We start from the raw sequence: 13,702 nt of genomic DNA, 5'->3' as shown, positions 1-13,702 counted from the left end.
GGATCCACCTCGGATCGGGTCGTGGTGACCGATTTACGGACAGCGCTGTCGCGTCTACCGTCGTACGTGTTCGACCGGTACCGCGGGCGACAAGCACTTGAAATCGGATCAAAAAATGACTTTCAGTATTGAAACGGACCGACTGCGGCTGCGCCCGTACACCGCCGAGGAAGCCGAGCGGGTGGCCGCCGGCGACCGGCCGGGGAGCGGCTGGAGCCCCGGCTTCCCCCGCGAGGACGACCGGGCCGTGGCGCGGATGTTCCTCGCGGCGCCGCGCACCGAGCCGCTGTTCGAGCCCCAGCTGATCGAGCTGCTGAGCAATGACCAGGTGATCGGCGGGATCGGCTTCTTCGGCCTGCCGGACGCGGACGGCACGGTCGGGCTGGGGTACGGCGTCGCGCCCGAGGTCGAGGGCCGGGGCTACGCCACCGAGGCGCTGCTGGCACTGCTGCACCGGGGGTTCGCCGAGGGCGGCGTCCGGCGGGCGCTGGCCGACACCACCCATGACAACGCCGGCTCGCAGCGGGTGCTGGAGAAGGCCGGGCTGCGTCGGACCTCCTCCGACGACAACCTTCACTACTACGTTCTTGAGGGCTGATCACTTGCGCAAGCTGACGTACTTCGTGGCCACGACCCTGGACGGGTTCATCGCCGGTCCCGACGGGGGCGACCCGACCGGGCCCGACGGGTTCTTCACCGTCACCCCCGACTATCTGGAGCACCTGGTCGCCCACTACCCGGAGACGCTGCCGGGCCCGGCCCGCGAGGCCCTGGGCATCACGGCGACGGGGACGCGCTTCGACACCGTGCTGGAGGGGCGCCGCTCCTACCAGGTGGGCCTGGACGCCGGCGTCGCCGACGCCTATCCGCACCTGCGGCACCTCGTGTTCTCCCGCACCCTCACCGAGGCGCCGGCTCCGGCCGTCGAGCTGGTGTCCACCGACCCGGCGGCCAGGGTCCGGGAGCTCAAGGCCGAGGCGGGCGGCGGGATCTGGCTGGTGGGCGGCGCGGAGCTGGCCGGCGCCCTCTACCCGGAGATCGACGAGCTGGTCCTCAAGGTCAACCCGGTCACCGTCGGGGCGGGCACACCGCTGTTCGCGGGCAAGGGCAAGGAGGGGGTGAGCCCGCGGACCTTCACCCTGACCGACCACACGGTGCTGCCCGGCGGCACGGCCTTCCTCACTTACGCGAGGGCCGCGGCCTGACCGGCCGGCCTGCGGGGTGGCGGACTTCTCGGAGGGTCCACCGCCCCGCGGGCCGGGATCGGTCGGCCGAGACTCGACCGGCGAGGCCGAAGTCACTGCCGACGGGCCTCAGTTGGCGAGGCTGAAGTCACCGCCGACGGGCGCGGCGATCTTGTCGACACCGGTCAGCGCGGTGAGCGAGGTGACCGGGGTGCTGCTGTCGGTGGTGGTGCCGTTGGCGAGCTGGCCGGAGCCGTTGTTGCCCCAGGACTTGAGGCGCTTCTCCTGGGCGTGGGCGCTTCCCACGGACACGCCCCTGTCCGCCATCGCCGCCTCGCTCGGCTACGGCTCGGACAGTGCCTTCAGCACCGCCTTCAAACGGGCCACCGGCCTGTCGCCCCGGCACTACCGCGAGACCGCCCGCTCCGCGCCCGAGTTCCCCGCCCGGGGGTGACGGGGCCGGCCGGAGGTCATCCGTCGACGGCGGCACCGGGGTCGGCGGCGGCGGACGCCGGGCGGTCCGACAGCTCCGTCCACAGGTCGAGGAAGGCGCGCAGGGGCGCGCTCGGCCGGGTGCCCTCCCGCCACACGAACACCTTCCGCAACCGGACGGCGGGCTCCAGCGGCACGACGGCGAAACGCCGGTCGGCGGCCAGCACCGGACTCGCGCCGGAGGTGAGGGCGATGCCGATCCGCTCCGCGACCAGCGCGAGTTGCAGGGCGACGTCGTTCGTCGCACAGGCGATGTCCAGTCGCAGGTCCGCCGCGGCGAAGGCGGCCCGGACGAACGCGTGCACCCCGCTGTCGGGGCCGTAGCTGATGACCGGGCCCCGGACCGCCTCGTCGAGGGGCATCGGACGGTCCGCAGGTCGACTGCCGGCGGGGAGGACCGCGACGATCCGGTCCTCCAGCAGCACCCGCGAGGCGACACCGGCCGGTTCACCGTCCGGCGGCCCGGCGACCACGGCCGCGTCGATCTCCCCGGCGCGGACCCTGGCCAGCAGCGAGGGGCTCGACGCCCCGACCAGACTCACCGCGACCCGGGGGTAGCGGCGGTGGTACTCCCCCAACAGCCGGGGGACGCCGGTGCCTTCCAGCCCCCCGACGGTCCCCAGCGCGAACGAGCCGCCGAGCAGACCCGACCGCTCGGCGAACTCCAGCACGGCCGAGGCGGCCGAGGCCAGACAGGCCCGGGCGTGCGGAAGCAGGGCCGCACCCCCGGAGGTGAGCACCACCTGCCGGGGCAGCCGTTCGAACAGCGGCTCCCCCAACTCCTTCTCCAGGGCCTGGATCTGCTGGCTGATCGCGGGCTGGACGACATGGCAGCGGGCCGCCGCCCTGGTGAACGAGCGCTCCTCCGCCACGGCGACGGAGTATTCGAGCGTACGGAGCTCCATGGCCGACAAACTATCAATTCGGCAGCTGGGAGACGTGGTTGCAGCCGGGGTGCGATCAGCGGCCGTGACGGCTGCCATCACCAACGCCTATTGGACCCGGGCTCCGGGGGCGCCGATGCTGGTAACCGGGGTACCGGCCGGACCCGCGGCTCCGGCGAAGTGCGAGGGCAGACAGATGAGAGTGACCGTCGTCGGCGGCGGCATCGCCGGACTGACCTGTGCCCTGAGCCTGCACGCCGCCGGCTTCGCGCCCCGGGTGTACGAGGCGGCGCGGAAGGTCGAGGCGGTCGGCGTCGGGATCAACCTGCTGCCGCACGCCGTCCGGGAACTCGCCGAACTCGGCCTGGAGCACGGACTCGCCGCCGTCGCACTGCCCCCGCACCGGCTGAGCTACCGGGACCGGGCGGGCGCCACGGTCTGGGAGGAACCGCTGGGACGCGCCGCCGGGTACCGCTGGCCGCAGTACTCCGTGCACCGCGGCCGCCTGCAACTGCTGCTCCTGGCGGCGGTCCGCGAGCGGCTGGGACCGGACTCGGTCCGTACCGGCCTGCTGTTCCAGGGGTTCGAGCAGGACGCGGACGGCGTCCGCACCCGGTTCCTGGACCGGGCGAGCGGACGGCCCGTGGTCGACACCGCCGACGTCCTGGTCGGCGCCGACGGTTTCGACTCCTCGGTCCGCCGCCGGCTGTACCCGGACGAGGGAGCGCCGAACGGGAACGGCGTCCACATGTGGCGCGGGGTCGCACCGCACCCGAGGGTCCTCGACGGCCGGACGGTCGTGGTGGCCGGGGGCACCCCCGGCGCGAAGTTCGTCGCCTATCCGATCGAGGACAGCGCGACCGCCACCGCCGACACCCTCGTGAACTGGGTGCTGGAGGTGAGGCACGGCCCGTCCGCCCCGCCCCCGGGAGGCCCGGGCCGTCGCGTCCCCGCCGCGGAGGCCCGCGCCGCACTGTCGTCCTGGCACCTGCCGTGGATCGATCTCGGGGTGCTCGCCGAACGCTCCCCGGCGATCGTCGAGTACCCGATGGCCGACCGCGACCCCCTGCCGCGCTGGAGCTTCGGCCGGGTCACCCTGCTCGGCGACGCCGCGCACCCGATGTTCCCCATGGGCATGAACGGCGGCTCGCAGTCCGTCGTCGACAGCCGGGTGCTGGCCTGGTGCCTGGCGCGCGACGAGGACGCCGCAGCCGCGCTCGACCGCTACGACCGGATGCGCCGGCCGACCGTCAACGCGATCGTGCTGGCCAATCGGGAGCTGGGACCGGAGGAGACCATCGCGCGGGCCGAGGAGCACCCCGGGCCGCTGCCCCCGGACTGGCCGAACGGATCGCGGCCCGTTACCGGCGGCTCGGCGGGGCCACCGTGTCCCAGGTCAACACCCACCCGTCCTGGACGGTCCCCGCCGCGACCCTCGGAGCGATCGGTGGGGCATGATCATGTCCATCGGTCCGACAATCCGGGGGGAGTCCGACGATGGAACGCGCCGAGATGGAGACGTTCCTGACGCTCTGCGAGGAGTTGCACTTCGGCCGCACCGCCGAGCGGCTGCACGTCACCACGGGGCTGGTCAGCAGGACGGTGAAGCGGATCGAGCGGCGGATCGGCGCCCCGCTGTTCGAACGCAGCTCCCGCCGGGTGGCGCTGACCGCCGTCGGGGAGGGCCTGCGGGACGATCTGCAGCCCTTGTGGGAGGGCATCGGGCGGGCGCTGCGACGCGCCGAGCTGGCGGGCAGCGGTGTCACCGGCACGCTCACCGTGGGCTTCATGGGCGCGCAGAACGGGCGGGTGGTGCACGCCGCCCGCGAGGTCTTCGAGCACCGCAACCCGCGCGGCGCGGTCCGGGTGGTCGAGACGCAGTTGCACCAGCACGCGGAGCAGCTGCGGGACGGGAGCGCCGACCTGCTGCTGACCACGCTCCCGGTGGACGATCCGGACCTGACGGTGGGCGCGGTGGTCACCCGCGGCCCCCGTTTCCTGGTGCTGCCCGCCGGGCACCGGCTCGCCGACCGGGGCACGGTGACGCTGGAGGATCTCGGCGGCGAGACCTTCGTCGACCTGCCGGCCTGCGTCCCGGGCTACTTCGTCGACTTCCACATGCCCCGGCAGACCCCCGGCGGACGGGCCATCGCCCGCCACGGTGAGCCCTGCGGCACCTACGCCGAGGCGGTGGCCCTGGTCGCGGCCGGGCGGGCGATGGTGCCCGGTGACGGGCAGCTGCCGCTGCTCTACCAGCGCCCGGACCTCCGGTTCGTCCGGGTCGGTGACGCTCCGCCGGTCGAACAGGGGCTTGTGTGGCGCTGCCGGGACGACGTCGACGCTCGGGTGCGGGTGTTCACCGACGCCGTCCACGAGGTCGCGCCGGCTCTCGCCCCGCCCGGCGTGGCCAGCGTCGCCCCGGCTCCGGCCCCGGTCACCGTCGCCCCCGTCGGCGCCGTCGAGGCACCGGCGGCGGCTGCTCGCGGGCGCCGATGACGTCGGCGGGACGCCCGGAGGGTGCCCGCCGACCCGGGGCCGCGGTGACCGCGGCGGTCGTCACCGGTCCGGCGGGAACGACCGCTCCGGTCAGGCCGGGCGGGGCGGGTCGTTCCGGTTCGCGGTGTGGGCGAGGACGGCCGTGACGACGGCGTCCCAGGTGTGCTCGGGGAAGACCTCGTGGCCGGTGCCCGGCAGGGCGAGGAAGCGGGCGCCCGGGATCTCGGCGGCCAGGGCGCGCCCGTGCTCCGGCGGGAACAGCGGGTCCTCCTCCCCATGCAGCACCAGGGTCGGCGCGGTGATCGCGCCGAGCCGCGCGCGCCACGGCGGACCGGCGTCGAGCAGGTAGGGGTTGGTGGACTGCGCCGCGAGGTCGCGCGCGTGGTCCACGATCCGGGCGGCCAGCCGCCGCACCCCGTCCTCGTCGAACGGGCGCGAGGCGGCGGCGAAAGGGCGCTCGCCCTCGACGATCGACTCGACGACGGCCTCCCGGGCGGACGCGGGCTGCTCGACCCGGGCGTCCTGCTCGACCTGGGCGAAGAAGGCGGCGAGCCGTTCCGACACGGGCGGCAGGTCCGGCTGCTCCTGCCCGGGGATGCCGGGCGTACCGGAGGCGAGGGTGAGCGTCACCACCCGGTCGGGGTGGTCGAGTGCCAGGAGCTGGCCGACCGAGGCGCCCTGGGACATGCCGAGCACATGGGCGCGCCCGAGCCCGAGGGAGTCGATCAGGGCCGCAGCGTCCTCGGCCAGGTCGGGCAGCGTGTACGGCGGCGCGCCGACCGGGAAGGTCGTCGAAGCGCCCGCGTCCCGGGCGTCGTAACGGACGACGCACCGGCCGCCCGCGACCAGTCGGCGGACGAAGCCGTCCGGCCAGTTGAGCCGGCAGTGTCCGGCGCCGTGGATCAGCAGGATCGCGGGATCGGCGGGATCGCCGTGCAGTTCGGCTGCCAGCTCCGCACCGTCGACCTCGACCTTCTTGATCTCGACCTCGACCTCGACCGCGCGCCGGTTGTCCACCATCGGGCTCCGCTCCCGCCGGAATGTCGTCACGTGCGACCACGACTGTACGGAGGCCCTGTGACAAGCCCGGCCCGGCGCGCGCACCCGGTCCCGCCCGGTCCGCCCCGCTGCGCCCGTCTGCGCCCGTCTGCGCTTCCGGGCCGACGTGCTCATCATGGAAGTGCGGCCGACGGGCAGGAGGTCACCCGATGGAGCTCTTTCCAGCGATGCCACTCGACGAGTGGCGGGAGACGAAGGAGACGCTGCACCGCTTCACCCAGGTCGTCGGCAAGATCCGGCTCGCGGCGAGCGTGCGGCGCAACCACTGGTGGAACGTGCCCTTCCACCTCACCGGGCGCGGGCTCACCACCCGGCCGATGGGGCTGATCAACGGCAACCCGGTCTTCACCGTCGATCTCGACCTCGTCGACCACCGGCTGGTCGTCACCGTGGCGGACGGCAGGACGGCGTCCTTCCCGCTGCCCGGCCACTCGGTCGCCTCGTTCCACCGGCAGACCCTGGAGACGCTGGCCGCGCTGGGCATCCGGGTCGAGCTGCCGTTCCCCCGGCCCTACCGGCTGCCCGACACCGACCGGCCGTTCGCCGAGGACGTCGAGCACACGACGTACGATCCGGTCCTGGCGAACCGCGCCTGGCAGGTGCTCGGCCAGGTCGCGCTGGTGCTGGAGGAGTTCTCGGCGCGCTTCTCGGGCAAGGCCAGCCCGGTCCACTTCTTCTGGCACTCCTTCGACCTGGCGCACACCCGGTTCTCCGGACGCGCCCTCGACCGGCCGACGGCGGCGGACCCGGTGACCCGCGAGGCGTACTCCCGGGAACTGATCAGCTTCGGCTTCTGGTTCGGGGACGCCGACCTCGGCGAGCCGGCCTTCTACTCCTACACGGCCCCCGAGCCGGAGCAACTGGCCGGGGACCCGCTGGAACCCGCCGCCGCCCGGTGGGTGGAGGCCAACGGCAGCCACCTGGCCGTCCTGCGCTACGCGGAGGTACGTGAGGAGGCCGACCCGAGAGCGGCTGTCCTCGCCTTCTACGAGGCCGCGTACCGGGCCGGTGCCGTCCGGGCCGGCTGGGACGTCGACCGGCTGGCCTGCCCTGGTGGCATCACGGACCCCGGACTGTCGGCCCCGCCGCCCTGACCGGCCCCGAGCCGACCGGGCGGGTCAGTGCAGGTGCGACTGCCAGTCGGCCGGGACCTTGCCCAGCGGGCCGGGGGTCGGCTGGGCGAGCGGGTGCGCCGCCGGGGCCGCGAGTTCCGGTCCCTCGTAGTACTGCTCGGTCTCGATGTTCCAGAACCACTCCTCCCCCGGCTCGAAACTGGCCAGGAACGGGTGGCCCGCCTCCCGGGCGTGCCGGGTGCCGTGCTGCGAGGGCGAGGAGTCGCAGCAGCCGATGTGCCCGCACGCGGCGCACCGCCGCAGGTGCAACCACCACCCCGGCCCGTCCCCCGCCAGGCACTCCACGCAGCCGTCCCCGCTCGGCGGCACGGCCGGGTCGATCCCCTGGTCCTGCTGCTCGTCGTCCATCGGACATACCTCCCGATCGGGGCCGGAGCCGTCGGACGTCTCCGTCCGGCATCCACCGTCCGACATCCACCATCCGACTCCGACGGAGGTTCCGCGACCGGCGGCGTCCGGGCTTGAAGCACCCGCGCGGCTGTGCGTGACTGGAGGGGAGCAGCACTCCCCCGGCCGACATCGAGGTGACCCGGATGGGATTCATCGGCACGGTGGGCCTGGTCCTCCATCCCGAGCGCACCTGCGCACCCACCGTGGACACCGTGGTCCGCTGGAGCCGGGCCCGGGGCACCAAGGTCGTCGGGCTGGCGGCGGAGGTGTCCCGGATCGGCTGCGAGGCCATCCCGGTGGGGGCCGAGGAGATGACCACGAGCGCCGATCTGCTGATCAGCCTGGGCGGGGACGGCACCATGCTGCGCACCATGCGGCTCGCGGCCGGGGGCCACGCACCGGTCCTCGGCGTCAACGTCGGTCGGCTGGGCTTCCTCGCCGAGGTCGACATCCCGGAACTCCCCGCCGCGCTGGACGCCATCGACGCCCACCGCTTCACCGTCGAGGTTCGCTCCGGGGTGCACGCGCGGTTCGGGACCGCCGAGGAGACGGCGCTCAACGACATCGTGCTGCTGCGCAGCCCGGGGCACCGGTCTGCGGCGGTCGCCGTGCGGGTCCAGGGCCAGCCCTTCGTGGCCTACACCGCCGACGCGATCGTCACCGCCACGCCGACCGGCTCCACCGCGTACAGCTTCTCCGCGGGCGGCCCGATCGTCTCCCCCAACGCGGAGGGGCTGCTGATCACCCCGGTGGCGCCGCACGCCGCGTTCAACCGCTCGGTCTTCCTCTCCAGCGGTGAACGGCTCGACCTGGAGGTCCTCCCGCACAGCGGGGACCTCGCCGTCGAGGCGGACGGCCGCCTGGTCGGCCGTGTCGCGCCGGGCGACGACGTCGAGGTGACCATGCTGCCCGCCGCCGCCCGCGTCGTCCGGCTCGGCCGGACCACCTTCTACCAGCGGGCGCAGCGCAAACTCCGCCTCACCGGCTCGGCAGAACCCGGCTGATCCAGGCCGACCCCGGCGGCGGCGCCGTCCTCCTCTAGGGTGGTGGCCGTGGAACGTGTGCTGGTCGCCGGGGTGTCGGGGGCGGGGAAGACGACGATGGCGGCCCGGCTGGCCGTGCTGCTCGACCTGCCCCGCTACGAGCTGGACGCGCTGCACCACGGCCCGGGCTGGACGCCGCGCCCCGAGTTCCGGTCGGACGTCGAGTCCTTCGCGGCGACCGGGCGCTGGGTCGTCGAGGACCAGTACACCGGCAAGCTGGGGGACCTGCTGCCGGCCCGTGCCGACACCTACGTCTGGCTCGACCTGCCCCGACGCACCGTCATGCAGCGTGTCCTGCACCGCTCGGTGGTTCGCGCGGTCACCCGCCGCGAGCTGTGGAACGGCAACCGCGAGAGCTTCCGCCACTGGCTGGAGCCGGAGCACCCGATCCGCTGGGCCTGGACACGGCACTCCGCGCACCGTCGGCGGACCCTGGACCGGCTCGCCGCCCACCCCGGCCTGACCGTGGTCCACCTGACCTCCGCGCGGGCCGCCCGCACGTGGCTGCGGACGGCGGGGCGACCGGGCGCGAGCTGACGCAGGCCGCCGGAAGCCGGTCAGCCGGGGGGTGCGGTGAAGCGGTAACCGGAGTCGATCAGCAGCGGCAGGAAGGTCTTGAGCGCGGCAACCGTCTGCGAACGGTCCCCGCCGCCGTCGTGGGTGAGGACGATCGCGCCCGGCCGCAGCTCCTTCTCCAGTCGCTTGGTGATGACGTCCGTCCCCGGCGTCGCCCAGTCCTGCGGGTCGACGGACCAGGCCATCGGCCGCATCCCCAGCTCGGCGCCGACCTTCAGCACCGTCGGCGACCAGCCGCCGCCCGGGGCGCGGAACCACGTCGGCGCCCGGCCGGTGAGCCGCCCGAGCAGCTCGGAGGTGCGTCCGAGCTCGTCGCGCACCTTCGCTGCGGAGAGGCCGCTCAGGTCGGGGTGGCTCCAGGAGTGGTTCGCGATGTGGTGGCCGCGCGCGGCGACCTCCCGGACCAGGTCGGGGTGCGCGTTCGCGTTCTCGCCGATGAGGAAGAAGGAGGCCCGGATCCCGTACTGGTCGAGCAGTGCCAGGACGGCCGGTGTGTACCTCGGATCCGGTCCGTCGTCGACGGTGATGGCGACCACCTTCCGCCCGGCGTCGAGCTCGTACACCGGTCGGCTCTCGGCGGCGGTCACCACGCGCGGCAAGGGCTCGGCCGCCGACGCGGGCGGGCTGCTGGGCGCGGGGGTGGCGGTGGCGGGCGCCGGGGTGCCGGTGGCGGGCGAGGGAGTGGCGGGTGCGGGAGTGGCGAGTGCCGCGCTGTTCGGCGCGGGCGCCGGGGTCGGTGACTCGGTCGGGGCGGGGGCCACGGACTCGGCAGCGTCCGGGGCGACGTCCGGTCCACCGGCGGCCGCTTGCTCGCCGCGGGGTGGTCCCCGGAAGTCCCCGTGGCACCCGCCGACCCCGAGGAGTGAAAGCCCGGCCCCGAGCATGAGCATTCTTCGCGAGACAATCTGACGATCGGATGGCATGCCATATGCCTGCCCGCTCCCCCGGCGACCTGCTCAGACGACCACTGCTACGGGTGCACGAGACCGCTCCGGCAGCCCAATCCCCGCGTCGACCGAGGCCCCGCCGTCGTCACTCCCCGTCATCGTCGCTGCTACGCCGCAGGGAGCAGCGTTGCCGCGCCCGTACCGCGTACGGGCGCGGCAACGCCTGCGTCGACGGTGCCGTGAACGGCTACTTGACCGGGCTGACCCCGGTGCGGCCCGGCACGACCTGCTGAGGCCGGGGGGTGGTCGCGGCCGGCGAGGCCGGTCAGCCGAGCGGCAGCTCCAGGACGGCCTCACCCTGCGCCGGGGAGGTGATCGTCGTGGTGCTGTCCGGCACACCCGTGAAGGCGTAGAGCTTGTCGCGGCTGTTGACGACCAGGGCGAGACGGTGGCCGTCGGGCAGGTCGTAGGCGGCCGGCTGGAGCTTCCAGTCGAGGGTCCGCGCGGTGCCGGCGCTCAGATCCGTGGCGGTGAAGGGCTCGTGGGTGATGATCCGGGCACTGCCGTCCGGGGCCACGTCGAAGAGGTAGGCGACCAGGGTGACGGAGTCGGCCGCCTCCGCGCGGACGGCGAGCCTGACCCCGGCAGAGCCGCGGATCCGGCGGCCCCCCGCCAGCGCCTCGGTGGACCACAGCAGCAGCCGGTCCCGCTCGAAGGACGCCGGCCGGTACTCCTTCGGGTTGCCGAACCACTCCTTCTGGCCGGTGGCCATGATGTCGTCCATCGCGGTGGCGGCGGTCTCGCGGCCCGCGGTGAAGTCCCGGCTCCAGCCCTTGGAGGGCTTGTCGGACAGGGTGCCGTCGCCCTCGCCGCCGTTGCCGCCCAGGTACCAGGCCTCGCTGCTGACCTTGGCATCGGACCAGGAATCGAGCGGCTCGCGCCGCGCCGGGGCGGTGATCAGCCGGCCGCCGCCGACGACCGGCGCGGTCTTGTAGGTGAACATGACCTGGCTGTTGACCACGGGCCAGTCCGACACCTCGTTGTCCGCGCCGAGCAGGTGGTGGTCCAGCCAGGCGTACGCCTCCCGGATCGGCGTCAGCAGGCCGGGGAAGGGCAGTCCGCTCGACACACCGCTGATGCCGGTGCCCTCCGGGGCCCCGTGGTCACCGATCCAGAGGTTCAGGTGCTTCGGGACGGTGAGCTTCTCGAAGGTGTCGATCGCCTCGCCGACCGGGAAGAGGCCCTCGTGCCAGGTGTTCGAGTAGTAGGTCGGGATGCGGCGCCCGTTGGTGAGGCGCACGTAGGTCTCCGGGGAGCGCTCGGTGCCCCACTCCACCACGCGGTCCATGTGCTCACCGTCCCGGAAGTACTGGAGGATCTCCCGCGTCGGCTCGTCGAACTTGTCCGCCTCCTCGCCACCGGTGAACCCGACCAGCAGCCGCACGGCCTCCTCGTGCCGGGTGCCGTGGTCGTAGAGGCTGGTGGCGAGGTTCCCCCAGGTGCTCAGCGCGGCCACGGCGGCGACCCGGTTGTCCTCGTCGTGCGCGGCGACCAGCTGGCTGATCCCGGAGCCGTAGGACAGGCCCAGGAAGCCGACCTTGCTCGGGTCGAGGTGCTCCTGCGCGTAGTCGATGACGAGCGAGCCGTCCGCCCAGTCCTTCGGGCCGGCGACGTCGACGAACCCCTCGGAGGTGGACACCAGGCCCGGTGCGCCGATGCCCCGCGGGGTGTACGCCAGCACGTGGTAGCCGCGCGCCGCCAGCGAGAGGTAGCCGAAGACGAAGGGCAGCCAGCCGTAGGGGTTCCAGCCGGCGGGAACGATCACCACCGGGCGCTGCTCGGAACCGCTCTGCTTGATCGCGAACGCCGATAGCCCGAAGCCGTCCGCCGTGGTGATGCGGGGGAGAGTGACCTGGGCACGCTGCCGCACGCCCGCCGCCAGCTCCCGCAGCTCCTCGGGCAGCACGGCGTCCGTCCCCGTACCCTGGACGGCCGCGAGCAGCGCCTTGGCGACAGCGAGCACCGACGGGTTGATGTCGAGGCTCGCACCGCGCCAGAGACCGTGGGTGGCGATGTCGGTGAGTGTCGCGTCGGTGACCGAGGGGGTCGGCTCTCCACCAGCAGTAGTCATACGAAGTGCCCTTCTGTGATCAGCAGGGCGCCCGTGCCGGGCACCGTTCGGGCGAATCATGTTCCGGTACGGCGGACACAAACTGACGATCAGTCAGCTCCACTCGAACGAGTGACCCCCGGCGGGCCCGCGTCAACACCGGTAACCGGCACACCCCGCTCATTTGCCGGCCCTCATGGTGATCCCCTCGGTGAGGCGGCATCCGAGCCAGGCGTAGAGGCCGATCATCGGCAGGATCGAGATCGACACCCCGGGGAACAGCGCGCCGCAGTCCGCACCCGTGAACCGCTGCCGCTGCCGCTGCCGCTGGAAGTAGTTCAGCAGGGCGGGCGGCAGCATGATCCGCCAGAATGTCATAGCCGCCGACGACACCCACGCCGTCGTCCAGCGCGCCGCACGCGACGCCGGCGGCACCGGAAACCCGACAGCGTCGGTTGACGACTTCGCACGGCGGCAGGTGCCGACATCCTGGTCGGACCGTCCGCTACCGCACCCTCGGCCGCCACACTTCGGCGACCACTCAGTCCTTGTCGGCGACCTCGTGGTCCGCCTGGGCACTGATGTGGGCCTTGGCCGCCTGCGCAGCCGCGACCGGGTCGCGGCGGCGCAGGGCGGCCACGATCCCGTCGTGCTCGGCGATGACCTGGGCCCAGTTCTCCGGGCCGACCGGTGCCGAGATCCGGTGGCGGCGGACGGTGAGCAGCAGTTGGTCCGTCAGCGCGGCCAGGACCCGGTAGCCGGCGGCCTCGGCGAGGATCCGGTGGAACTCGGAGTTGAGTTCCGGCAGGCGCTGGAGCGAGCCGGTGCCCAGGCGCCCGCGCATCTGCTGCTGGACCGACTCCAGCCCGGCCAGCTGGGCGTCCGTGACGCGCTCGGCGGCGAGCCCGGCGACCAGGCCCTCGATCGCCTCGCGGGCCAGGAAGACGCCGCGCATCTCGGCGGCGTCCACCTCGGCGACGGTCACCCCGGAGTGCACCCGGGACACCACCAGGCCGTCCGCCTCCAGCCGCTTGACGGCCTCGCGAACGGGGATCTTGCTCACGCCGAGGCTCCGGGCGAGCTCATCCATGTTGATGCGCTCGCCCGGCTTGAGGTCCCCCTCGACGATGGCAGCCCGCAGGCTGTCGTAGACGAGGTCGGCCTTGCTCCTCACCACGGGCAGCCGTGCCCAGTTCGCCTGCGTCACCTTCTCATCGTATTCGATATGCCCCGGATACCGGCGGGCGGGTCGGGAGGCGCGGACCCGGAACTCGAACCGGAGCGGCGGGACAGCGAGGGAGAGTGTGAGGCCGGTGCGGGCCGCCGACCGGTCGGTTACGGACGCTGGACCCGAACCACGCGGCCTTCGAAGGCGGCAGCCGCCCCGGTGGCACCCGCAGCGGCCCCCACGGGTGCGAGTGCGACACGGCTGCGGGCGGGATGCAGGC

General features: G+C 73.6%; 16 protein-coding genes. 8 read left to right on the top strand and 8 right to left on the bottom strand.

Features of this window, described 5'->3' with window-relative positions; translation table 11 throughout:
• The first annotated feature begins 115 nt into the window (after positions 1-115).
• Both OG715_RS40005 and OG715_RS40000 read left to right on the top strand, forming a co-directional pair.
• A complete protein-coding gene (locus OG715_RS40005) occupies positions 116-598 on the top strand; it encodes a GNAT family N-acetyltransferase (protein WP_266272298.1) in 483 nt (160 codons plus the stop codon).
• 4 nt (positions 599-602) lie between these two features.
• Positions 603-1,205 carry a dihydrofolate reductase family protein gene (locus tag OG715_RS40000; RefSeq protein WP_266272299.1) on the top strand — a complete coding sequence of 201 codons (603 nt, stop codon included), beginning with the start codon at positions 603-605 and terminating at the stop codon, positions 1,203-1,205.
• 108 nt (positions 1,206-1,313) lie between these two features.
• Here the strand turns inward: OG715_RS40000 and OG715_RS39995 are convergent, their stop codons facing one another.
• The gene (locus OG715_RS39995; RefSeq protein WP_407661072.1) at positions 1,314-1,496 is read right to left on the bottom strand and encodes a hypothetical protein; all 183 of its coding nucleotides are present in this window, start codon (positions 1,494-1,496) and stop codon (positions 1,314-1,316) included.
• On the opposite strand from OG715_RS39995, the gene OG715_RS42580 reads away from it, so the two are divergent.
• A complete protein-coding gene (locus OG715_RS42580) occupies positions 1,408-1,638 on the top strand; it encodes a helix-turn-helix domain-containing protein (RefSeq protein WP_407661071.1) in 231 nt (76 codons plus the stop codon). The genes OG715_RS39995 and OG715_RS42580 overlap by 89 nt on opposite strands.
• A 16-nt stretch (positions 1,639-1,654) precedes the next feature.
• Here OG715_RS42580 and OG715_RS39985 read toward each other — a convergent pair whose 3' ends face one another.
• Entirely contained in the window at positions 1,655-2,581 is a 927-nt protein-coding gene (locus OG715_RS39985; RefSeq protein ID WP_266272301.1) for a LysR family transcriptional regulator, read from the bottom strand.
• A 175-nt stretch (positions 2,582-2,756) separates the two neighbouring features.
• On the opposite strand from OG715_RS39985, the gene OG715_RS39980 reads away from it, so the two are divergent.
• Together OG715_RS39980 and OG715_RS39975 are read left to right on the top strand one after the other, a co-directional pair.
• Positions 2,757-4,088 (top strand): FAD-dependent monooxygenase, encoded by a 1,332-nt coding sequence (locus OG715_RS39980; RefSeq protein WP_266272302.1) that lies wholly within the window; start codon positions 2,757-2,759, stop codon positions 4,086-4,088.
• Positions 4,058-5,056: a LysR family transcriptional regulator gene (locus OG715_RS39975; RefSeq protein WP_266272303.1), complete on the top strand. Its 999-nt coding sequence runs from the start codon at positions 4,058-4,060 to the stop codon at positions 5,054-5,056. Before OG715_RS39980 ends, OG715_RS39975 begins: the two co-directional genes overlap by 31 nt.
• A gap of 90 nt (positions 5,057-5,146) precedes the next feature.
• Here OG715_RS39975 and OG715_RS39970 read toward each other — a convergent pair whose 3' ends face one another.
• Positions 5,147-6,076: an alpha/beta fold hydrolase gene (locus OG715_RS39970; RefSeq protein ID WP_266272304.1), complete on the bottom strand. Its 930-nt coding sequence runs from the start codon at positions 6,074-6,076 to the stop codon at positions 5,147-5,149.
• 188 nt (positions 6,077-6,264) lie between these two features.
• Between OG715_RS39970 and OG715_RS39965 the strand changes: the two genes are divergently transcribed.
• A complete protein-coding gene (locus tag OG715_RS39965; protein WP_266272305.1) occupies positions 6,265-7,209 on the top strand; it encodes a DUF5996 family protein in 945 nt (314 codons plus the stop codon).
• A gap of 24 nt (positions 7,210-7,233) precedes the next feature.
• Here OG715_RS39965 and OG715_RS39960 read toward each other — a convergent pair whose 3' ends face one another.
• Entirely contained in the window at positions 7,234-7,596 is a 363-nt protein-coding gene (locus tag OG715_RS39960; RefSeq protein WP_266272306.1) for a UBP-type zinc finger domain-containing protein, read from the bottom strand.
• 185 nt (positions 7,597-7,781) lie between these two features.
• Here OG715_RS39960 and OG715_RS39955 point away from each other — a divergent pair, with 185 nt between their 5' ends.
• Both OG715_RS39955 and OG715_RS39950 read left to right on the top strand, forming a co-directional pair.
• The gene (locus OG715_RS39955; RefSeq protein ID WP_266272307.1) at positions 7,782-8,642 is read left to right on the top strand and encodes an NAD(+)/NADH kinase; all 861 of its coding nucleotides are present in this window, start codon (positions 7,782-7,784) and stop codon (positions 8,640-8,642) included.
• A gap of 48 nt (positions 8,643-8,690) precedes the next feature.
• A complete protein-coding gene (locus OG715_RS39950) occupies positions 8,691-9,218 on the top strand; it encodes a P-loop NTPase family protein (RefSeq protein ID WP_266272308.1) in 528 nt (175 codons plus the stop codon).
• Between the two features lie 20 nt (positions 9,219-9,238).
• Here the strand turns inward: OG715_RS39950 and OG715_RS39945 are convergent, their stop codons facing one another.
• From OG715_RS39945 to OG715_RS39930, 4 genes are all read right to left on the bottom strand, one after another.
• Complete coding sequence (locus OG715_RS39945; RefSeq protein ID WP_266272309.1) at positions 9,239-10,018, bottom strand: polysaccharide deacetylase family protein; 780 nt, start codon at positions 10,016-10,018, stop codon at positions 9,239-9,241.
• A gap of 451 nt (positions 10,019-10,469) precedes the next feature.
• Positions 10,470-12,275, bottom strand: coding sequence for a CocE/NonD family hydrolase C-terminal non-catalytic domain-containing protein (locus OG715_RS39940; RefSeq protein WP_266272310.1), 1,806 nt, complete (start codon positions 12,273-12,275; stop codon positions 10,470-10,472).
• A gap of 159 nt (positions 12,276-12,434) precedes the next feature.
• Positions 12,435-12,632 carry a hypothetical protein gene (locus tag OG715_RS39935; protein WP_266272311.1) on the bottom strand — a complete coding sequence of 66 codons (198 nt, stop codon included), beginning with the start codon at positions 12,630-12,632 and terminating at the stop codon, positions 12,435-12,437.
• A 163-nt stretch (positions 12,633-12,795) separates the two neighbouring features.
• Complete coding sequence (locus tag OG715_RS39930) at positions 12,796-13,461, bottom strand: GntR family transcriptional regulator (protein WP_266272312.1); 666 nt, start codon at positions 13,459-13,461, stop codon at positions 12,796-12,798.
• Between the last annotated feature and the right edge of the window lie 241 nt (positions 13,462-13,702).

It is taken from the genome of Kitasatospora purpeofusca (assembly GCF_036010405.1).
In the GTDB taxonomy this organism is placed as follows: Bacteria; Actinomycetota; Actinomycetes; order Streptomycetales; family Streptomycetaceae; genus Kitasatospora; species Kitasatospora purpeofusca.
The sequence above is the reverse complement of the archived record's forward strand: the minus strand, read 5'-3'. Positions and strand labels throughout refer to the sequence as shown.